The sequence below is a fragment of the Victivallaceae bacterium genome (assembly GCA_036659455.1).
In the GTDB taxonomy this organism is placed as follows: domain Bacteria; phylum Chlamydiota; class Chlamydiia; order Chlamydiales; family Chlamydiaceae; genus JAVXCN01.
Window position 1 is genome coordinate 482,706 of record JAVXCN010000001.1, and the last position, 21,248, is coordinate 503,953.

The 21,248-nt window shown below is 38.8% G+C and carries 26 protein-coding genes and 1 tRNA gene; 10 read left to right on the forward strand and 17 right to left on the reverse strand.

What is annotated here, in order from left to right:
• Positions 1-20 precede the first annotated feature (20 nt).
• The 5 genes from RSA43_02190 to RSA43_02210 all read right to left on the reverse strand — a co-directional run bounded on the left by RSA43_02190 (position 21) and on the right by RSA43_02210 (position 4,812).
• Complete coding sequence (locus RSA43_02190) at positions 21-1,253, reverse strand: dicarboxylate/amino acid:cation symporter (protein ID MEG2496098.1); 1,233 nt, start codon at positions 1,251-1,253, stop codon at positions 21-23.
• Entirely contained in the window at positions 1,250-2,350 is a 1,101-nt protein-coding gene (gene lpxK / locus RSA43_02195; GenBank protein ID MEG2496099.1) for a tetraacyldisaccharide 4'-kinase, read from the reverse strand. The genes RSA43_02190 and lpxK overlap by 4 nt, the downstream gene beginning before the upstream one ends.
• 169 nt (positions 2,351-2,519) lie before the next feature.
• Positions 2,520-3,338, reverse strand: a complete 819-nt coding sequence (locus RSA43_02200; protein ID MEG2496100.1) for an RNA methyltransferase — start codon at positions 3,336-3,338, stop codon at positions 2,520-2,522.
• Positions 3,326-4,165 (reverse strand): class I SAM-dependent methyltransferase, encoded by an 840-nt coding sequence (locus RSA43_02205; GenBank protein ID MEG2496101.1) that lies wholly within the window; start codon positions 4,163-4,165, stop codon positions 3,326-3,328. Before RSA43_02205 ends, RSA43_02200 begins: the two co-directional genes overlap by 13 nt.
• Before the next feature lie 32 nt (positions 4,166-4,197).
• Positions 4,198-4,812: a riboflavin synthase subunit alpha gene (locus RSA43_02210; protein ID MEG2496102.1), complete on the reverse strand. Its 615-nt coding sequence runs from the start codon at positions 4,810-4,812 to the stop codon at positions 4,198-4,200.
• 204 nt (positions 4,813-5,016) lie between these two features.
• Between RSA43_02210 and nrdR the strand changes: the two genes are divergently transcribed.
• The 6 genes from nrdR (at position 5,017) to RSA43_02240 (ending at position 8,600) form a co-directional block, all read left to right on the forward strand.
• On the forward strand, positions 5,017-5,499 hold the full coding sequence (nrdR, locus tag RSA43_02215; protein ID MEG2496103.1) for a transcriptional regulator NrdR: 483 nt from the start codon (positions 5,017-5,019) through the stop codon (positions 5,497-5,499).
• A gap of 20 nt (positions 5,500-5,519) precedes the next feature.
• On the forward strand, positions 5,520-5,897 hold the full coding sequence (locus tag RSA43_02220; protein ID MEG2496104.1) for a TraR/DksA family transcriptional regulator: 378 nt from the start codon (positions 5,520-5,522) through the stop codon (positions 5,895-5,897).
• A complete protein-coding gene (locus tag RSA43_02225; GenBank protein ID MEG2496105.1) occupies positions 5,866-6,414 on the forward strand; it encodes a signal peptidase II in 549 nt (182 codons plus the stop codon). Before RSA43_02220 ends, RSA43_02225 begins: the two co-directional genes overlap by 32 nt.
• Before the next feature lie 81 nt (positions 6,415-6,495).
• Positions 6,496-7,854, forward strand: coding sequence for an amino acid carrier protein (locus tag RSA43_02230; GenBank protein ID MEG2496106.1), 1,359 nt, complete (start codon positions 6,496-6,498; stop codon positions 7,852-7,854).
• Between the two features lie 76 nt (positions 7,855-7,930).
• On the forward strand, positions 7,931-8,272 hold the full coding sequence (locus RSA43_02235) for a hypothetical protein (GenBank protein MEG2496107.1): 342 nt from the start codon (positions 7,931-7,933) through the stop codon (positions 8,270-8,272).
• Between the two features lie 28 nt (positions 8,273-8,300).
• Positions 8,301-8,600: a hypothetical protein gene (locus RSA43_02240; GenBank protein MEG2496108.1), complete on the forward strand. Its 300-nt coding sequence runs from the start codon at positions 8,301-8,303 to the stop codon at positions 8,598-8,600.
• On the opposite strand, the gene dapA is transcribed toward RSA43_02240, so the two are convergent.
• From dapA to RSA43_02280, 8 genes are all read right to left on the reverse strand, one after another.
• Positions 8,588-9,478, reverse strand: coding sequence for a 4-hydroxy-tetrahydrodipicolinate synthase (dapA, locus tag RSA43_02245; protein ID MEG2496109.1), 891 nt, complete (start codon positions 9,476-9,478; stop codon positions 8,588-8,590). The genes RSA43_02240 and dapA overlap by 13 nt on opposite strands.
• A 23-nt stretch (positions 9,479-9,501) precedes the next feature.
• A complete protein-coding gene (locus RSA43_02250) occupies positions 9,502-10,248 on the reverse strand; it encodes a dihydrodipicolinate reductase C-terminal domain-containing protein (protein ID MEG2496110.1) in 747 nt (248 codons plus the stop codon).
• A gap of 23 nt (positions 10,249-10,271) precedes the next feature.
• Complete coding sequence (locus RSA43_02255) at positions 10,272-11,090, reverse strand: hypothetical protein (GenBank protein ID MEG2496111.1); 819 nt, start codon at positions 11,088-11,090, stop codon at positions 10,272-10,274.
• Between the two features lie 170 nt (positions 11,091-11,260).
• Complete coding sequence (gene bioA, locus RSA43_02260) at positions 11,261-12,550, reverse strand: adenosylmethionine--8-amino-7-oxononanoate transaminase (protein MEG2496112.1); 1,290 nt, start codon at positions 12,548-12,550, stop codon at positions 11,261-11,263.
• Between the two features lies 1 nt (position 12,551).
• Complete coding sequence (bioD, locus tag RSA43_02265) at positions 12,552-13,166, reverse strand: dethiobiotin synthase (GenBank protein MEG2496113.1); 615 nt, start codon at positions 13,164-13,166, stop codon at positions 12,552-12,554.
• A complete protein-coding gene (locus RSA43_02270; GenBank protein ID MEG2496114.1) occupies positions 13,163-13,924 on the reverse strand; it encodes a methyltransferase domain-containing protein in 762 nt (253 codons plus the stop codon). The genes bioD and RSA43_02270 overlap by 4 nt, the downstream gene beginning before the upstream one ends.
• A complete protein-coding gene (locus tag RSA43_02275) occupies positions 13,908-14,564 on the reverse strand; it encodes a hypothetical protein (GenBank protein ID MEG2496115.1) in 657 nt (218 codons plus the stop codon). Before RSA43_02275 ends, RSA43_02270 begins: the two co-directional genes overlap by 17 nt.
• Positions 14,564-15,712, reverse strand: coding sequence for an 8-amino-7-oxononanoate synthase (locus RSA43_02280; GenBank protein MEG2496116.1), 1,149 nt, complete (start codon positions 15,710-15,712; stop codon positions 14,564-14,566). The genes RSA43_02275 and RSA43_02280 overlap by 1 nt, the downstream gene beginning before the upstream one ends.
• 27 nt (positions 15,713-15,739) lie before the next feature.
• Here RSA43_02280 and bioB point away from each other — a divergent pair, with 27 nt between their 5' ends.
• Complete coding sequence (gene bioB, locus RSA43_02285; protein MEG2496117.1) at positions 15,740-16,678, forward strand: biotin synthase BioB; 939 nt, start codon at positions 15,740-15,742, stop codon at positions 16,676-16,678.
• 205 nt (positions 16,679-16,883) lie between these two features.
• Here bioB and RSA43_02290 read toward each other — a convergent pair.
• Positions 16,884-16,971, reverse strand: a tRNA-Ser gene (locus RSA43_02290).
• A gap of 127 nt (positions 16,972-17,098) precedes the next feature.
• Between RSA43_02290 and RSA43_02295 the strand changes: the two genes are divergently transcribed.
• From RSA43_02295 to RSA43_02305, 3 genes are read left to right on the forward strand one after another with little or no spacing between them, the layout of a single operon-like run.
• Positions 17,099-17,968, forward strand: a complete 870-nt coding sequence (locus RSA43_02295) for a zinc ABC transporter substrate-binding protein (protein ID MEG2496118.1) — start codon at positions 17,099-17,101, stop codon at positions 17,966-17,968.
• Positions 17,965-18,684 carry an ABC transporter ATP-binding protein gene (locus tag RSA43_02300; GenBank protein ID MEG2496119.1) on the forward strand — a complete coding sequence of 240 codons (720 nt, stop codon included), beginning with the start codon at positions 17,965-17,967 and terminating at the stop codon, positions 18,682-18,684. The genes RSA43_02295 and RSA43_02300 overlap by 4 nt, the downstream gene beginning before the upstream one ends.
• A gap of 8 nt (positions 18,685-18,692) precedes the next feature.
• Positions 18,693-19,508: a metal ABC transporter permease gene (locus tag RSA43_02305; protein ID MEG2496120.1), complete on the forward strand. Its 816-nt coding sequence runs from the start codon at positions 18,693-18,695 to the stop codon at positions 19,506-19,508.
• Here RSA43_02305 and cgtA read toward each other — a convergent pair.
• The 3 genes from cgtA to rplU all read right to left on the reverse strand — a co-directional run bounded on the left by cgtA (position 19,478) and on the right by rplU (position 21,148).
• Positions 19,478-20,494 carry an Obg family GTPase CgtA gene (gene cgtA, locus RSA43_02310; protein MEG2496121.1) on the reverse strand — a complete coding sequence of 339 codons (1,017 nt, stop codon included), beginning with the start codon at positions 20,492-20,494 and terminating at the stop codon, positions 19,478-19,480. The genes RSA43_02305 and cgtA overlap by 31 nt on opposite strands.
• Positions 20,495-20,556: 62 nt before the next feature.
• Positions 20,557-20,811, reverse strand: coding sequence for a 50S ribosomal protein L27 (gene rpmA / locus RSA43_02315; GenBank protein MEG2496122.1), 255 nt, complete (start codon positions 20,809-20,811; stop codon positions 20,557-20,559).
• Positions 20,812-20,830: 19 nt separating this feature from the next.
• Positions 20,831-21,148: a 50S ribosomal protein L21 gene (gene rplU / locus RSA43_02320; protein MEG2496123.1), complete on the reverse strand. Its 318-nt coding sequence runs from the start codon at positions 21,146-21,148 to the stop codon at positions 20,831-20,833.
• Positions 21,149-21,248: the final 100 nt, after the last annotated feature.

Below are 21,248 nucleotides of genomic sequence, written 5' to 3' on the forward strand. Positions count from 1 at the left end.
CATGCCGGTTTTTCGGTTTCTTATATTCGTTCATTTACAAGAGAATTCTCGGTCATGACTTCTTCCTTTTCCTTTTTCGTTTCTCTTTCGGATACGCAAGCGGCAACAACAGCATCACCTAAGATATTAACAGGCGTTCCTACAATATCTCTTAAGCGGTCTATTCCTGCCAATATGGCAATCCCTTCTATCGGTAATCCGACCGAAGCCAAGACGGTAGATAAAGTTATAATCCCACTTCCCGGAACACCGGCACTACCGACGGCAGATAAAGTTGCGGTCACGACCAAGACAGTAAGACTCGTAAAAGAAAGTTCTATACCATAGGATTGGGCAACGAAAACCGCGGCCATACCTTGAAATAAGGCCGTCCCGTTCATATTTACCGTAGCTCCTAAAGGCAAAACAAAACCGGCCACTGAAGCAGGAATGTTTAACTTGTCCTGTGCGCATTTTATGGTAACGGGAAGAGTTGCTGAACTACTCGTCGTAGAAACGGCACAAAGTATAGCCTCCGACATTCCTTTCAAAAATTTTATCGGACTCATACGTGACACCCACTTCAGTAGACTACCGAAAACAAATACCATATGAATCAAACAAGCGAGATAATAAATAGCTACGAACTTGATTAAAGGCTTCAATGCTTCAATACCGAAACTTCCGACTACCCATGCAGTAATAGCACAAACCCCATAAGGAGCAAATCCCATGACGATAGATACCATTTTCAACATAACATTCGAAATATCTTCGAAAAACTTGGAAACGAATTTAGCTTGCTCTCCGGCCATTTGAATGGAGATGCCTAAAAAACAAGCAAACACAATAATTTGTAAAATATTTCCTTTAGCAAAAGCAGCAAACGGATTTGAGGGAACGATGTTAAGTAATAAGTCAAAAAGATTACCCGTTAAACTCGATTCGTTGACGGAACAGTCGGTAACCGTTAGATGCATGCCGATGCCCGGTTTGATAACTATCGCTAAAACGAGCCCGATGACGATTGCAATAGCCGTCGTCAAAAAATATAAAAAGATACTTTTAAATCCGATGCGTCCTAATTTTTTAATATCGTTCAGAGCAGTAATTCCAGTGACTATGGAAGAGAAAACCAATAAACAGACCACCATACTCAATAAGTTTAGAAAAACGGTTCCCACATTTTTCAAAATTAAGACTTTGTCGCCTAAAACCAATCCCAACACAAGACCGCATGCCAAGCCTAAAAATAATTTCATCCATAGTTTCACAACAACAAACCTCGCTCTTTTTCCTTAATACGATTAATTAAAATTTCAAAAGCTTCATAGTTATACACAGGTTGTAACTTCGATCTCAAAACCCCAATCTTCATAATACTTTCATCTAAAAGCCACCGATGAGGAATTTTAACAAAATCCTTCTCGGAACAAAGTAATAATTCTCCCCCACGATTCCTTGTTTGGGCAGAAAAAAATTTCAATTCTTTCAAAGATATCCGCGCATGATCGGGCAAAAAATACTCATTCACAACTCTTCCGCCAGCTCGTTTTACTGTCGAGACGAATCCTTGATTATTCCCCAATCCGCAAAATACACCGACAAGCGCATTCTCTATACAAACTCGCTCCGAAACACTCGTACCCGGAATCCGGCACTCATCGATAACAGGTTGTACGAACACTTTCGGTACTCCGGTTCGACTGTTCAGCTCTTCCTCCAAAATGGGATCGTAGCTTCCGTTAACCACTATAAGATCGGCTTCACCAAGACGATCGGGAAAATCACGCAACCGACCTCTAGGAATAAATTGATGGCCTCCGAATGGGTCGTCTCCGTTAACGATAAGAATATTGAAATCCTTCTTCAGTTTGCGAAATTGAAAACCGTCGTCCAAAATAAGTACGGATTTCCGCATACGCCTCGCCAAAACCGCTGATTTAAACCTATCCTTACCGATAAATACGGGAACGAAAGGGAATCTACAACCGATAAGATAAGGCTCATCTCCTACTTCGACGGCCGTATGATTATTCAGATCAACTTTAAGAGAATGACTTTTTTTCGATGCTTTCCCGCGATACCCTCGTGATAAAATAGCCGATCGCTCTCTGAGCTGGCCGATGGATTCAAGAATTTTCAAGACAACCTGAGTCTTACCCGAACCGCCCGCCACGATATTACCCACACTAACTACGACTTCGGGTATTTTTTTCTCGCGAAATAAACCCTTTCGATAACACCATCGATTCAACCAAGCCCCTAAAGCAAAACACGCAGCTGCCGGTCTTCTGAAAACAAAACCTTCCTTAGGACACTGTAAATTATTGCAAAATCGGCGATACAACATAAACAAAGCCGAAGGCATGTCCTTTCCCACCTTTACCGACTCCCGCAACAAACACCGATTAATCAGAATCAAATACCCAAGCCGAACCGAAAACGACACAGAGGTACAGTTTCTCATAAAAAAAATTAAAAATCAAGTTGATGGAAAAACTAAGAAACAATGAAAACTATGCAATAATTTTTTAAACTCATTTTTCTCTTTGTTTTAAAACCTCATAAAGAGTAACCGTAACTGCCATTCCTACATTCAAAGAATCGGCATAGCCTTTCATAGGTATGAAAATAATCTCGTCCGAAGATTTCGACCAAAACCCCGTCACTCCGTCTTTTTCCGATCCGAAAACCAACGCCAGAGGTTCGCTATAATCCATTGCCGAATAAGAAATATTTCCTTGGGGAGAAGTCGTAATAATCTTAATTTTCTTTTCTTTAAGCAATTTATAAGCTTTGGTCGATATCATCTCAATGACGGGCACGGAAAAAATAGTACCTAAGGAAGACCTGATAATATTAGGGTTGTACAAATCAACCACCATGTCGCAGAAAAAAATACCCGTTACTCCGGCTGCATCCGCCGATCTCAATATAGCTCCAATATTCCCAGGCTTCTCCACTCCTTCGATAATCAAATAAAACGGTAAACCTTTTTGTCTTGATTCTAGGAAAAAATCTTCAATCGTCAGTTTTTTTTCTTTAAATATCCCGAGAAAACCGTCGGAATTATCTCTACAAGAAAGCTTGTCGATCACGTCTGAGGAACAATAGGTAAGAGGAATATTGCAATCGGCCAATAATGCAATAAGTTCAGCATGCTCTTTTTTCAAACTAATAGGAACGGAAACAAATACTTTCTCCGGAAAGAAATCCCTTTCCACGGCTCTTAATATCTCTCTGTGTCCTTCTACTAAAAATTTTCCGTTCTCGTCTCTACCCCGCCATTTTTTCAAATGAATGGGTTCTCTCAATAAAGGATGTTTAATGCTTGTGATGATTTTTAACGTGTCCATTTAACATAAACTCCAACAGGCAATCTATTGGCATCACATCCCAGAGAAACTTCTCCCGATTCCACTTTCCCTTCATTCAATAAGGTCTCGCTCATATAATCTCTCAACAATCGTTCTAACATCAAAGGAGTGTGACCCGGAGTATGAGAAGTTATCAAAAATAATTTTGCATTTTCCGATAATAATAAAGCTCCGTTTCGAATCAATCGCTTTAAATCTTTTTCTATCTTGAAGGTTTCTCCATTGACCCCTCTGCCGTATGTCGGAGGATCCGCAATAATCACTTCATATTTTTTTCCTCTTCGCAATTCTCTTTCGATAAATACCATAACATCATCAAGAATCCAAAAAACGTCATGATCCCGAAATCCGTTCAAATCGAAATTAACCCTCGCCCAACGAATCGCCGATTTGGAAGCATCGACATGTGTCACCCTCCCTCCGGACATAACGCTTACCAGAGAAATTCCTCCGGTGTAAGCAAATAAATTCAGTATATTGTCTTTCGGAGTTACAACATTTCGAACATCTCCCCAAAACCGAGAATGCTCGGGAAAAAATCCTATATGACCAAACGGAGTCAACTTCAGCCGGAAACGAACATCGAACATCTCAAATGTCCATTCTTTCAACTCTTTTTTTATTGTTTTCCAAACCCCAGCTTCTCCGTTTCTGACAAATTCCGCATCAATATCGGAGCGTGTCGAATAATGATACAACGGATCCCATAAAGCGCAAGGACCGGGTCTTAATAATACGATCTCCCCGAATCGCTCTAGTTTTTTTCCGTCACCGCTATCAAGCAATGTATATTCACATGGATTCAAATTGCCTCCGTTCGGATCAATAAATCTCTATATCATAATATCATATCGGAATGTGTTTTTAAAAATCTAAGGACGGTATCCACAGCACTCTGCGTCATAAAATCAATCTCGATATTAACTCTACTACCAGAAATTTTATTACCTAAAAGAGTTGCTCTTAAGGTTTCCGGTATCAAATCAATCTGAAAAATCCTCTCTTTCGTGTCTACCTGAACGACAGTCAGACTAACCCCATCAATCGCTACGAATCCTTTTTCAAACAAATATTTTATCACATCTCGTCCCACTCGTACGAAATAAGAACGACCTCGAATTTCCGTTATCACTCCGATACCGAAAACATGACCGGACAAAAAATGCCCGCCGACTTCGTCACCGAAGCAAAGAGACGCTTCAATATGTACGAAATCTCCGACAACCAAATCGGATAAAACCGTTCTTTGCAAAGTCTCGGGGATTAAATCGAAAGCAATGACTCCGTCATTCATTGAAACGACGGTCAAACAAACTCCGTTGACGGCGACGCTGGAACCTATCGAAAGAGTTCGGAACAATTCCGGAGGGACTTTCAGACACAATGAGCTAAAAGTGTCGTGAGTTTCGGATACGATCACAACTCCCTGATATCTGATGATTCCGGTAAACATGAGAATAGTCCCCTAGACAAACAAATCAATGCCGAATTGTATATGAAAATCAGTCAAATTTCTATAAAATTTTACCGAAAAAAAACAAATTAAAATGTTTAACATTAACATGGCTTATCGATTTTTTTTATTTGAAATGGAAGAATAAAATATGAATTTATTTGCAATATAAATATATTTTGACCAAAAGAATCCGGAGAACGAATGAGATGTCCATTTTGCAGTCATAAAGACCTTAGAGTTCTTGATTCAAGGAATGCACCGGAAACAAACGCCATCAAAAGACGAAGAGAATGTCTGAAATGCAATTATCGATTTACTACCTTTGAAACTCCCGAACTTCATTTACAAGTTTTAAAAAAAGACGGTCGCTACGAAGCTTTTGAGGAAAGAAAATTAATTAACGGACTCAATGCTGCCGCTTACCATACGAAAGTCAGTCAAGAACAAGTAAGAAAAATCGTCTCTTATGTAAAAATCGATATCATGGGACAACAAATTAAGGAAATTTCTACCAAAGAAATCGGAGAAATAGTAATGAAATATCTAAAACCCATAGATATGATTGCTTATATTCGTTTCGCTTGCGTTTATCGTCGATTTACGGATATGGGGGAACTTCGCGAGCTTATGGAAAACCTGTCCGATGACGCATCGCTATCTATAGAAAATGTAGAAAAACAATAAACCGAGGGAATAAAAAAAACATGCGTTTATCCAGAGACGAAATTTTAACATTCAAAACACGCCTTGAAGACATGAAGTTTAAATTGACGCATACGTTGGAAGGCAATGCTCAAGAAGTCAAAAAACCGAATGAAGCAACGGGATATTCTCAACATCAAGCCGATCAAGGAACGGATACTTTCGATCGAACAATCAGTCTTGAAGTAACTACGAAAGAATATGAATTATTAAGACAAATCAATCGTGCATTGGAAAAGATAGAAGACAACACATATGGGATTTGTGACGTTAGCGGAGAACCTATTCCTTTGGCCCGTTTAATGGCCATACCCTATGCTACAATGACTGTGAAATCTCAGGAGCAATATGAAAAAGGACTTCTGGGCGAATACAACTAAGCAACCGAATGGTCGTCTAATAAAAAAATTTATTATGCTTTTTGCTATTTTACTTACCGCTTTTCTTTTGGATTTCGGTTCGAAGATAATTATTCATAACAAGTTAATTCAAATGCCGGGATTTGAATTAACTTTGTTGAATCTTCCTAAAGCATTTCCTCTGAAAGCCGGTTTTTCCATAGCTTATAATACCGGAGCAGCGTTCGGTTGGTTTTCCGGCTGTTCTCTATTGCTTTTGATTGTAAGAATTTTTCTTATATCCGTTATGATTTCTTACGTTTTTCTCAGAAGAAGCAAAAATCTTTTTAAACTGATTCCTGCAATTCTAATTACGGGAGGTGCCATCGGAAATGTTACGGATTTCTTTTTGTATGGTCACGTCATCGATTTTATAAAACTAGGATTTTCAAAATTTTATTTTCCGGTTTTTAATTTAGCCGATTTTTTTATAACTGTCGGATTTCTTTGGTTTGTCTGGGGAAATGCCTATCATTCCGAGATTGCCGAGGGGCCATAAAAATTCCTTTATAAAAAAATTCATTTCGGAATAAAATATTAAGTTTGTGCAATTGCAATTAATATTCAGTGTGTTAATACAATGATTTTCAGAATTTTAGACACTTTAGACGGTATATTCTGGTCATACGCGGCCTTCGTTTTGATAATGTGTTTTGGAGCCGTTTTCTCCTATAAGATTCGCTTCGCACAGTTAACCGAATTTCCTAAGTTTTGTAGAATATTCTATAATTCGTTTAAAACCAGATCGGCCGCTATCGAGAGAGGAGTCCATCCCATCCGGTTGTTTTTTGCTTCTGCCGGAGGCAACATCGGAATTGGGAACGTAGTAGGGATCGCGACAGCCGTGTGTTGCGGTGGACCCGGAGCTATTTTCTGGGTTTGGATTGCCGGAATTATCGGCTCCGTTATCAAATATGCCGAAGTTTTTTTGGGGATCAAATTTAGAGAAAAATCCCAAGATGGCTCCTATAAAGGAGGCCCGATGTACTTTCTCAAGAAAGCTTACGGAAATTCTTGGATTCCCGGAATCGTGGCGTCCCTCTTATGTATTTACGGGGTTGAAATTTATCAATTTTCCGTCATAACAAATACTATCTCTTCCAATTGGAATATACCTCGGATCGGCGTTATCGGCGTCTTGTTATTTCTCGTTTTCTATGCCATCAAAGGCGGTTTAAAACGCTTAGGAAAAGTATGTACGATTATTCTCCCGATTTTTATGGTCAGCTACTGTCTGATGGGTTTGGCTATTCTTATCTTTGAATGGCGGTCACTGCCTCAATTATTTTCGTTAATTTTTTCATCGGCTTTCACTGGGCATGCGGCAGTCGGAGGCTTCATCGGTTGCTCGGTTATGACAACCTTAAGACACGGAATATCAAGGGCTGCTTATTCCGGAGACATCGGTATTGGGTTCGATTCGGTTATTCAGAGCGAATCGGCCGATTGCAGACCTGAAGTACAAGCTCGTTTCAGCATTGTCGGGATAGCTATCGATAATCTGATTTGTACGGTAAGTCTGATTATCGTGCTTGCTTCCGGAGCCTGGCACGGTAATTTCGAAGGTAATACGGCTATTGCCATTCAAAGTGCTCTTTCGAAATATTTTCCTGGGATCAATTTCTTTTTTCCGTTGTTCCTTTTTGTTACGGGATATACTACAATCACGGCCTATTTCCTTGTAGGACAACGGTGTGCTCAATATTTGTACCCTAGTTTCGGTAAAAAAATCTACTTTATCTACGGGATGATCGCCCTTCCCGCTTTTTGTTTTTTGTCTCAGGACAAAACACTTATCATCATGTCATGTTCAGGTGCTTTACTCTTGATTATCAATCTTATAGGAATTTTTATTCTTAGAAAAGAAGTAGCATTCCCTAAAGTGTCTCCGGAAGAACTTCGTGAAAGCAACCCGGTTTTCGATTTAGAAAAACTCTAATTAGAAAGTTAAACAAAAAAAATAAATTTAATAATAAAATTAAGATAACAAAAAATTAAAAATATTTTGGGTTATCATGATCGTTTCAGCCATGGATGTTCTAGTCGGTTGTTCGATTGTGGTGGCATTTGCAACAACCGTTTTGATAGGATTTGCCTTATGTTTACTCATAAGTATTAAGAAAACGGTCAATATTGTTCATAAAATATTGAACATTTTTAATTTAGAAACAAAAATTATGACTCCCATCATATTGGGGAAAAAAATCATTTCAACCGTTCTTGAACTTAAAGACGATCTTTTACAGCTACCGAAATCCGATAAGAAAAGTCATAAAAAATTTTCTCAGGCGTTAAAATACACCGCATGGATCGGTTTGGGCTTAACCCTATGGGGAATATTTCGGAAAAAGAAATAATTTAGATGAAAAAGGGAGATTGATTACTTTGAGAAAGTCAGAACATAACAAACAAAACGGCAAGGGATGGTGGAAAGGTTTAATGTTTGGAGGCCTAATCGGCTCGGCGTTAACTTTTTTTACTGCATCAAAAACGGGAGACCAAGCGAAAAAAAAGATAAAAGCTATTAAGAAAAAAGGAACTGCAAGCGGCAAAAAGCTTGTAGCCAATTCCAAAACACATGCAAAAGAATTCGCTAAATCCACTAAAAAATTAGCTAAAGACATTTCTAAAGACTTATCGGAATTTAAGAAATCCATGACCTCTCGCGACCACTACAAGGAATAGAATAGCGATAGACCGTTAGTAAACTCAGAGACCAGTTTATGAGCATTCAATAACGGTTCTATGGAAGAGAGATCATTAAGACTTAGAGGCGTACGCACTTGCCCACAATTAATCAATCCTAGATGTTGCATTAAAACCTTCAAAGGAATTGGATTAGTCGCCAAGGCAAAAGGTTGACAGATCCTTTTCCATAAACTACTTATATCCTCGGAAAACCCATTTTCCGATAATCGGTTCAAACAATCAGAAACGAACGACGGCCATATATTGGCAATAACCGATACCAATCCGGTTGCTCCCACATTCGCCATATCTTCGAGATTGTCATCATTACCGCAGAATACTTTAAGACCGCAATCTCTATAATGAACGATATCTCCGAGACAATTCCCGGACTCTTTAATAGCCCAAAAATTTTCGTGAGACGACAACTCCTCGACAACTTCCTTATAAACAAAAACACCCGTCCGTTGAGGAATATTATATAACATAACCGGACGATCCGAATAATTTAGTAATTTTTCAAACCAATCAATCTGTCCCCTAATACCCGGCCTAGTATAAATAGGAGCAGAGATTAAAAACCCATTGATAGGGTAATCTTTACAAAAAGACATCCAATTTAAAGTCGAAGCAAGATTGGTTGAAGTCACTCCGATTATTACCGGACAGGCATAAGAACTCTTAAACACATGATCAATCAACTCACGTTTTTCGATATCTTCCAAAAGAAACCCTTCACCTGTACTACCCAGTAACAGCAAACCGTTTCCTTCTCGAGAGTGCATGGCCATCAAATAACTTAAACCATCATAATCTATCTTGCCGCAGGACAAAAAGGGAGTGATTAAAGCCGTCCACAAATTTAAATTCAGCATTTGCCGTTGATTCACAATAATGATTAATAAAAATCTTCAAAAGCATAGCTTCCGGGAGGTACCGTTCTTTCTCTCAAAATTGATAGAAGATTCATGATACCTAATGAAAAAGCCCTACGATTGAAGGCAACATGTTTAACGGTTATCATTTCATCCTTACCGATAAAGGAAACCTCATGCTCTCCGAAAATATTCCCTGATCGAAAAGAACGTATATTTATGACTTTATCGGCCCGTTCACCGGTATTTAAAGTATTAACCTTATAATCGTGACCGAATTTCTCTTTTTTCGCTTGCTGCATCACCGAAGCCAATTCATAGGCTGTCCCCGATAAATCATCCGATTTATTACGATGATGTTTTTCCGATATATCGATATCGAAGTCTTCACCTAAAGTTTCCGCTAATTGGGACACGCAACGGGCTTGTAATAATGAACCTCGGCTGGCATTGGAACCGATAATCACGGGTATCCGTTGAGATAAATCATTCAAAAGATTCGAATACCGTTCCTTATTCCATCCCGTCGCACAAATGATTAAAGGACTTTTTCCTAAAAAAGCCGTTTTCAAAATTTCCGGAACGAATGAACCTGATGATGCTTCAACCACGATATCATTACGTAAAAAAACGTCTTCCAAAGAATGTGTTGAAGAACGATTGAAATGAAGACCCGAAACGAAAGGAATCGATCCACCAATAAGTTCACGTAAAATTAAACCGCCTAAACGACCCGTATGCCCAATAATTCCGACTGACTGCTTCTCCATAAACTTTCCGACTAAAACTCACCCTAACGTACGCTTTTAGGTAAGATGATCTCTTCCCTTCCGTTCTCTTTCAAGAACTGATTCAATTCTCCGATTCTTCCATCAGCATATTTATCGAAACGAATGGACCACACTTGTGTCACACTATTGTCCGAAAGAGAAATTTGACGCGATTCAATAGCTATCGGATGTCCGTCTATATAGTATAAAGCTCCTGATATCTTGACAGGAAACTCAGTCATCGGAAGAGATATGAGCGGTAAATCTTTTAGGTTTTTATAACGACGGCAATGTTTACGATAGACCTTTCCGGCATCCGTATTCGAGGAGACCGGAACAACGGCTTCCTGACAATAAACGGCATTGAGAAAACAACCTGAATTTAAAAACGACTTTAAAATCCCGACTCTATATGCAGAAAAATCACGAGGTTCTTCCAATCTGACTTTAGATAAATCGATTTGATAATCCATTGTTAAAGGAGTAGGCATTTTTGGAGTGATAATATAAGCATCTACGGAGTCTACCAAACCGCTTTTATATGCTCTGAACTGTGCTTTTTCCAAAATCCCCTGCATAATCACGTAAGAAGGACGTAATTTAATCTCACGACCTTTAGTCTCCGAAAAACCAAAAGTCTTTAAATTACACCAAATATTATCCAAAGAAGACTTCAATTCCTCCAAATCATCTTTAGAAATCTTATGATTAACATTCAATTTGGATTTGGCTAAAGAGATTTCTTCCTCAACTAACGGATCTAACTCCTTCAAAAAACGAATCCGTGCATCCGATTGAGAAGTTAACATAAATAAAACAAACAAAAAGGCAAGGAATCTCATATGTCACGATAACCCACTCTAAAGCGAAAGGGTTATAAAGAAAGAATCATTAATTGTCTACTTTCAACCAAGAAAATAAAACCGTAATTCAAAATAAAATTAGATTAAATAACTTAAAATCAAAGAGATCAATTAAAAATAATTCAAATAATCAATTGCGAATTATAAATTTACAAATCATTAATAATTTGAACCAATCTAGAATAAACCGATTTAATTTCTTCTGTCGTAATACAGTAAGGGGGTAATAAATAAATCGTATTGCCCAAAGGTCTGAGAATTAGACCTTCTTCCAAAAAACGTTTTTTTAGAAAAGGCATCCGATTCAAAACATTTTTAAGATCAAATGCGGCAATTGTCCCGATCTTTCTCGGTTTTTCCGTAAATCGACATTCCGAAAACAAGAAATCCATACCGTCCCTATGAGCCGTTTGAATATTTTTTACGGAGTCTCGGCATGAGGAACTTTTAAGAAGATTTAGCGAACTCACGGCGGCACTGCATGATAAAGGATTAGCCGTATATGAGTGTCCGTGAAGAAAAGTCTTTTGAAAATCATCACCTAAAAAAGCTTCATGGATCTTATTTGTCGTAATCGTTAAAGCCAAAGGCAAAAATCCTCCTGTAAGACCTTTTGAAAGGCATAAAAAGTCGGGGATTATATGAATTTGATTAAAAGCAAAATACGTTCCCGTACGATAAAAACCGGTCATTACCTCATCAAAAATAACCAAAATATCGTGTTGACGAACAAGATTTAAAACGTTTTCTATAAATTCCGGTCTACATAATCTCATACCTCCAGCCCCTTGAATAAGAGGCTCTAAGATCAAGGCAGCTATATTATTTCCGTATTGTTCTAAATAATTCCGAAGAACAGCCAATGCTTTTTCTTCTTTTAGACAGACCTCTTTATCATCATCCCAAGTCTCGGGATAAGGTATGAATAACACCTTAAAAAATAAGTCCTTGAACCGATGATGAAATCCGGAATTCATGCCTACGGACATGGCACCGAAAGTATCTCCGTGATAACCGCCGTCGAAACTTAAAAATAGATGCCGCTCCGTAATCCCCGAATTTATCCAGTACTGATAAGCCATTTTTAAGGCTACTTCAACAGAAGTAGACCCGTTATCCGAAAAAAAAAATTTACATAAATCCGATGGCAAAAGAGATCTTAAATTCTCACATAAATCAACGGCCGGTTGATGCGTGAAGCCTGCAAAAACGACATGCTCCAAGATTTTTGCCTGTTCATAAATGGCTTGCGCTATTTCAGGATGTGCATGACCATGAAGATTAACCCACCAGCTGGATATCAGATCTAAATAGCAATGATCGTTTTCATCATATAAATAAGCGCCTGAAGCTCTTTTGATATGTATCGGATCAGCAGCCATTTTTTCTTGCGTAAAGGGATGCCAAATGATGTTTTTATCACGTTGCGAAACTCTCATTTTATTTACCCGTTAAAAGTCGATTCAATTTATCCGGAAGTTTAAAACACTTCAGACTGTTATAACAAATTTCAGACATTATCGGAAATTCGGCAACAACGGTCGTATTTCCATAACTTTCTATAGCCTTTTTATTTTCGAAATCCGGTTTACCGTTCATAATCACTCCGAGTACTTCAATATTGCGCGAACGTAACACCTCCAAACTAAGAAGAGTATGATTAATCGTACCGAGTCTCGTACATGCGACCAAAAGGACGGGCATTTCCAATTTTCGAATAAGATCGATAACAAAAACATCGGAATTCAAAGGAACTAAAACTCCTCCGATACCTTCAACAATCAAATCAGTGTCCTGGGGTACGACGATTTGATTCAGGTCAATATTATCGTTTTCGATGTTTGCAGCTAAATGAGGCGATATCGGTTTTCGATAACTGAAACTTTCGGGATAAATTTTAGCCCCCGATAATGCGATTACCGTTTCCGAATCGCGGCTTTCTTCGGTACCGGTTTGTATGGGTTTAAAGTAAGCAAAACCCATATGTAAAGCAAGCCAACTTGATATTACGGTTTTTCCGACATTCGTATCGGTTCCGGAAATAAAAACGTTCATATATTCGAATCCCTGAAAATCCCGAAAAACACATTATAGGTAACTCTGAATTCCTTCCATTGATCTTGTTTGATCAAACTTTTGAGATTCCCGATTTTCATAGATTCTTTAAATGACGAAGCTCCGAGCAATTTTAAATAACGCATAAAAGTCACGAAACCGTCGAACGACAAGGAAATCTTTTTAAATCGATATTCAAAAATCTGATTGTTTTTTTTGATTCCGTTGCAAATGCCGACTAATTTCTCCAATGAAGGATAATTACGAAGCTTAATATTTTGATATTCCCTAAGAACGGTTCCCCATTCCCGAAACGTTCCCGACAACAAAGTGGAAAAAGCAAACACGTTTTTACTTTTGGAATGAAACAACCGAAGAGCTTTCTCAAGATCGGATAACCATTGTAAAGCAAAGTTACTGATAATAAGGTCGAAGTCGTCAAACTTTAATTTCAGCATATCTCCGTGCAAATAATTAATGTTGGGATACCGAGATAATTTAGCCTTACACAACCGTAGCATATCTTCGGCAATATCATTTAAATAGTAATAACTGTCGCAGTATTTGTTCAATAGAAGCTCGGGAATATAACCCGTCCCCGTCCCTAAATCCAAAATGGATTTCGGATTGAAATCCCTAATCTTCAACAAATGATCAACTAAAAACTCGGCACATTGTTTTTGAACGGTCGCAACAAAATCATACGAACATCCGGCTTTATTAAAATTGATACGTATTTTATCAATTAAAGATTTCATTTAAAAAACTCATTATTCGTGTATAAACTTCCGAAGATTTGCCGAATCCAAGACAGTGCCTTGCGTTGGTCATAACATCGAGTCGTAAATAAGGATTCGATCGGTGTAAAAAATTATCTTCGACAATCTTAAAAGGTACAATCGTATCATTATCCGAATTAATAATAAGTGTGGGGACGGTAGAAAAATCGTGTTTCGTTTTTAAAAATTCGATATCGGCTAATGCCGTATTGAGATCGATGTCGGAAAAATCGCAGAAATCAACGAATTCGGGAATACCGCATCGTTTATAAACACTCTTAAGAGTTCGATCAGGGTTCTTTATAAATCGTTCTCGTAATTCGTTTAATTCCCTTAGTCTTGTTTCACGTAAAACCCGATCTCGGCCCAAAAAATCAGTAAAACCGTTAAGACCTATGAGACAATCGAAATTTTCATACATCCGATTCAGCTTCAATAAACCTAACGAGTGTCCTATTCCTACTATTTTCGTTTCCTGAAGTTCGGATAAATGCATTGGACGTTTGAAATATCCCAAATCGATAAACGAACAGACTTCTTGTGAAAAATACTGAGCAATCGGGTCCCAAAAATGGGCATTAAAACCGAATCCATGGCAAAACACAAAACGAATCGTCATTAAAAGACCTCTTTTAAAGCCGTTACGAGACGCTCCAAGTCTGATAACCGATGCTTTGCCGTAAGAGCGATTCTTAAACGAGCCGTACCGGGAGGAACGGTAGGCGGTCTTATGCACGAAACAATAATACCTCGATCAGCCAACAGCTCTTTAATTCTTAAACAAGCCGATTCTTCATGAAGAATCACCGGTACTATATGAGTTTGAGAAGAACCGATATCAAATCCGTTATCCATCAAGATCCGACGTAAAGATTTTCCCAAATTCCGTAAAATCTCGCGCTCCTTATCAAAACTCTCGACAAGTTGCCAAGCACAAAAAGCTGCTCCGATCACCGGAGGGGAAAGAGCAGTAGAATAAATGAATCCCTTGGAATTGTTAATAAGGAAATCACGGATAATATTATGACAAGCCACATATCCTCCGCTAGCGCCTAAAGCTTTACTGAAAGTTCCCATCACGACGTGAGGTATGTTTCGTAGATCAACGGAGGTAGACAAACCGTAGCCGTTTTTACCGAATACTCCGGTAGCATGAGCTTCATCCAAATATAAAAAAGCGTTATAAGCAAAAGTCAATTCCGCAATATGTTCGATAGGAGCAATATCGCCGTCCATACCGAAAACCGTTTCCGTCACGATAAACTTAGGTCGAGACTCGTTTTTATAACGCGATAATAAAAATTCCAAATGATTCATGTCATTATGACGATATCTACACAATTGCGCCGAGCTTAAAAAAACAGCTTGATAAAGGCTTGCGTGATTTAATCTATCAAAAAACACCAGAGGCTTCGCATTTAAAATCTTTTGATCCAATAAACAAGACAACGTGCTGATATTAGCTTGAAACCCCGAGTTAAAAATTAAACCGGCCTCACTATTTTTATCTTTTGCGATAAGACTTTCGAATTCCTCATATAAATCCGAATTTCCGGATAATAATCTCGAGCCGGTTGAACCGAAACCTTGAGCACGAGCAACAACCATTCCTTCGTTTATTAATGAACCATGACGACTTAAGTTAAGATAATCGTTGGTGGAAAAGTCTAACAGTTCAGAATTGCCTGCTTGACATGTGCACGTTAATTTGCGATATTTCCCGTCTCTCTGCAGCGTTTTTAAGAATTGTTGATATAATTCGTACATTTTTTCACTTAGTAAGTTGGACTCATTATGAAAGAAACATGGACTCCGGAACAAGCAAAGTTGATTTTCAATTTACCCTTAACGGACCTTATTTATAAAGCTCAAACGGTTCATAGAAAATACTTTCCGTCTAATCGTGTCCAAATCAGTGCTCTATTGAGCATTAAAACGGGCGGTTGTCCAGAAAACTGCTCTTACTGTCCGCAATCCGCTCTCTCTAAAACCGACATAGAAAAAACACCTTTACTCGAATCGGAAGAAATTCTTGAAGCAGCCAAAAAAGCTAAAAAAGCCGGCGCAAGCAGATTCTGTATGGGTGCCGCATGGCGCGGACCTCGTGATAGAGATTTACGCAAAGTATGCGGCATCATCTCCTTAATTAAAGCTATCGGTTTGGAGACGTGTGCATCTTTAGGATTACTCGGCCCCGGACAAGCGGAAAGTTTAAAAGAAGCCGGTTTGGATTTTTACAACCATAATATTGATACATCCGAAGAATTTTACGGAAAAATTATCACTACCAGAACTTTTCAGGATCGCTTGAGCACTCTTGAATCCGTACGTAAGGCCGGTTTGAAAGTGTGCTGCGGCGGTATCATCGGCATGGGTGAAAACAACGACGACCGTATCAAAATGCTCGTAACTCTAGCTAATTTCGAAGAACCTCCCGAATCCGTTCCGATTAATAAACTCATACCCATTCCGGGCACTCCTCTAGAAAAACAGAATGATGTGGATCCTTTTGATTTTATAAGAACGATTGCCCTAGCCCGTATTCTGATGCCCGAATCCGTAGTCAGACTATCCGCCGGACGCGATCTGATGTCGGATGAATTACAAGCCATGTGCTTTTTATCAGGTGCCAATTCTATTTTTTACGGAGAAAAATTACTGACTACCGATAATCCTCTTCCGGAGGATGACATGGCCCTGTTTGCACGATTAGGAATAGAACCGACACGATAAGAAATCCAGCCGAAAGCACTCCGGTTTTTTAAATTTTTTCTTATCTACTAAAGAACCGAGTTTTGTGTTGAAAAACAGCGTACCAAACAGGGAAGAGCACGTTCAAAAATTCAGAAACTTCTGTAAAAAAACACCATTTAAAAATCACCTAATACTTTCATTTCGGAAAACAAATGAGAACAAGAATTCTTTCGATTTCTAAATACGGAGGGAGTGGGATTCGAACCCACGGTACGGGGTTAGCGTACACACGCTTTCCAAGCGTGCTCCTTCGACCGCTCGGACATCCCTCCAATCGAAAAAAACAAGAGCTAAGGTTAACGAAACTCGTTCTTATTCTCAACAACAAAAAAATCAAAACAGTTCGTCAATAAGGATATGTGCTTGCTTCTATTAAAATGAGAGATTAAACTGTCACTTATGCGTTATATGATATTTATGTCGTTTTTGTTTATGACAATCTCGGGACAATTGTCGGCCTTTGACAAAAAAGTTCTCTGTCCTAAAGAAACCATTGTCGTTAGTATAGCCCCTTATAAATTTTTAACGAAACGTATCGTAGAAGACACGTTTAACGTCATGACCATCGTTCCGGGCAATGCCGATCCCCATACTTATGAACTTAGCTTAAGACAAGTCCTTAAACTAAAAAACGCTCGTCTTTGGTTTAAAATCGGTGAAAGTTTTGAGGGTATTTGTTCCCGATCTTTAGGTAAATCGACAAATTGCGATATCGTAGACTTAAGAGATAATCTTTCCCTCATTCCTCTAACAAGCGGATGCGGGAAAAATTGTGAGGTATCGACTTACGACTCTCATGTATGGCTCAGCCCGAATCTTTTAAAAAAACAAGCAGCAGCCATTACCGCGTGCGTTTCGAACATCAATCCCGATTGCAGAAAACAATATGAATCCAATTTAAAAAAAATTCTGTTAGAACTCGATGAACTTCACAAAGAAGTTTTACGAATCTTCGAAAACAGTGATCGTTCGATTCCGATAATCGTAACTCATGGAGCCTACAGCTATTTTTGTCAGGATTATCTGTTAAAACAAGTAGCTGTCGAAAAACCTTCTTCGGCGGAACCTTCTCTAAAAGAAATTATGGCTATCTTACATATCGCAAAAACACACCCTATAAGTAAAATTTTTCTTCAAAAACAAACAGGGACCCGACAAGGACTGGTTTTGGCTCATAAATTAAAGTTAAAACCCATCATCCTCGATCCTTATGCAGAAAATGTTTTTGAGAATATTAAGATTATAGCCCTTGCTTTTGCCTCTCCATGACAACAGATCAGATTATTCTTCACGAAGTTTTTTTCCATTATAAGGGCTCAAGACTCCTCCTTGAAAATTTATCTTTAAAAATTACAAAAGGCGAGATCATCGGAATTCTCGGTCCTAACGGAGGAGGAAAATCGACGCTTTTAAAATTACTTTTAGGGTTACTGAAGCCGATTAAAGGCTCTATTTCATTGTTTAATAATTCGCCGAAAAATTTCCGACCGCTTTCGGGCTATGTTCCGCAACATGCTTCTTTCGACAAGGACTTTCCGATTTCGGTTCAAGAAGTGATGTTAATGAGTCGATTATCCCACTTAAAATGGCACGGTAGATATTCCGATGAAGATAAAAAAATAGTGGATTGGGCTCTAGACGTTACGGGAATGCTTTCTTATAAAGATATGAGCTTTTCTCATCTCTCAGGAGGACAAGCCCAACGCACACTCATCGCAAGGGCTCTTGCTTCGGAACCGGCACTTTTGATTCTTGACGAACCCACGGCCAATGTTGATTTGGAAAATCAAAAAAAAATCTATGATATTCTCGAAGCCTTGAAAAAAAGAATAACTATTATCATGGTTACTCATGATTTACATCACGCGATGAAATTATTCGATAGGGCTTTTTATCTCAATTTACATTTACAACCTCTCAAAACCGAGAACCTTTGTCAAAAATCGTTATGCGAGCCTGAAGAGCTCAAACATCCCAACCCCTAGGCCATTTTATGCTCTCTCACTTATTGGCAAATCCTTTTCTACTGTATTCATTTCTTGCAGCTTTTGGTGCTTCCATAGCCGGAGGAATTATAGGCTCCTATATCGTAGTCAAAAGAATCGTTTCCATTAGCGGAAGTATTTCTCATTCCATGTTAGGAGGAATAGGAGTAGCTCTTTGGCTTAATTACTACACTACAATTCACTTATCCTCATTGTGGGGCGCCGTTATCGGATCCGTTCTCTTAGCGCTTTTTATAGGTCGAATTCATTTAAAACATAAAGAGAGGGAAGATTCCGTTATTGCCGTCGTCTGGTCTTTAGGGATGTCTGTAGGAATTATTTTAATGTCCCGATTACCCTCTTTCAATGCCGAACTATCGAACTTCCTATTAGGAAATATCATTTGGGTAGGAGTCAATGATCTAAAGATTTTATTTATATTAGACGGAATTATCATCGTCTCAACCGTTATTTTCCATAATCGTTTCCTGGCTCTTTGTTTCGACGAACAATATATGGAATTGAGAGGAATAAAATTTACGAACTATTATTTTCTGCTTCTATCATTAGCGGCTTTGGCAATTGTTTTACTCATTTACGTGGTAGGGATTATACTTATGATGAGTATGTTGGTCTTACCAATATCGATAGCCTGTCGTTTTTCTTATCGAATACCTAAAATTATGTTGGTCGGCACTATTATCAATATCTTACTCTCATTTGTAGGTATTTGTATCGCTTATTTTCTGAATACGCCCGTTGGGCCTAGCATTGCTTTACTGATGTCTTTAGCTTACGGCTTAAGCTTCTGTTTTAAAACTTGAGTCAATACATCCAAGCCCTCTCCCGTTAGTCCTGAGATCGGGATAAATGGCATACCGACGAACAGATCTTGAAATTTCGATAAAACATCTCTAAAAGCAACTTCTCCTAAGTCCTCAAGAAGATCTATTTTATTTAAAGCAACTACAGATTCTTTATTCAATAAATCATGACGATATAAAGACAACTCACGTACAAGATTTTCCAAGTCTTCTACGGGGTTATTACCGGTAAATCCCGATACATCGACAACAAAAAGCAACAAACGTGTTCTTTCGATATGTCTCAAAAACTCAAAACCAAGACCTTTATTTCTATGAGCGTCCTTAATAATTCCGGGAATATCCGCAACAATGAGACGATCTTCTCGATTTCTTCCGGAGGAAGAAACAAACCCTATTTCAGGTCTGAGCGTCGTAAAAGGATAAGCTCCCGTTTTGACATCCCGGGAACACAATGTGTTAAGTAGAGTAGATTTCCCCGAATTAGGAAATCCTATAAGTCCTACGTCGGCTATCGTTTTAAGCTCAAATTCTATCTCTATTTCTTGACCACCGGTGCCCGGAGTCGCTTGCGTCGGCGCCCGATTCGTAGATGATTTAAAATGAGTGTTCCCCTTACCTCCGCAACCGCCTCGACAGATTACAAGCTCTTCTCCGCAAGTTCCGAAATCGTGTATAATCTCTTGAGAGGGAAAACTTTTCAGAACCGTTCCGGCGGGAATTTTAAGAATGAGATTACGACCATTCCTTCCGGTACGGTTATTATAACCGCCGTCTTGACCTTTTTCGGCTTGAAAGAGACGCTTATTTCGATAAGCCTCTAAAGAAAATATGTTGTCGTCTGCTCTAATAATGACAGAACCGCCGCCGCCTCCATTACCGCCGTAAGGACCTCCCTTAGGAAGATATTTTTCACGACGCCAAGCAACGACCCCGTTACCACCTTTCCCGCCTTTTAAAGAGAGAACCACTTTATCTAAAAACATAAAAACAACAGTAATAACCGCTAATTTGCTGAGAAGAGGTGCAGCTTATTCCCTCATGACACTTATACGGCTACGGGCTCTACCGAAATATAAGTATGTTTTGTTTTTTTAAAAACAACGAATCCGTCAGATAAAGCAAAAAGCGTATCGTCACTGCCTCGACCGACATTTCTTGCAGGTCGCCACTTTGTTCCTCTTTGTCTAACTAAAATGTTTCCTGTACAAACTCTTTGACCGGAACCGACTTTCATCCCTAAACGCTTGGAATGAGAATCACGACCGTTACGACTGGAACCTTGCCCTTTCTTATGTGCCATTTAAATCAATCTCCTATGACTATAAAGAAATACCGACTATTTTAACTCGAGTACTATTTTGTCGGTGACCGACTTTTCTATGATAATTTTTTCTTCTCTTATATTTATAAGCAACAACCTTTTCTCCACGAACCTCTCCTAAAACAACGGCTTTAACAGACACACGATCAACACAAGGCTTCCCTACAACAAACGAGTCCCCATCCGAGAAAAAAAGAACTTCTTCAAATACCAACTCCTGCTTATCCTCGACTTTCAAAAGCTCAACGTCAATGACATCGCCTTCCTGAACCTTATACTGCTTGCCGCCCGTTTTAATGATGGCATAAGTACTCATTTCTCTATAACTCCGAATCTATCTATATTAAATCCCAAACCGAATATCTCGACGCTCCTTAAGACACTCAACATCCGGAACTTCCTTTCCGAAAGAGGGA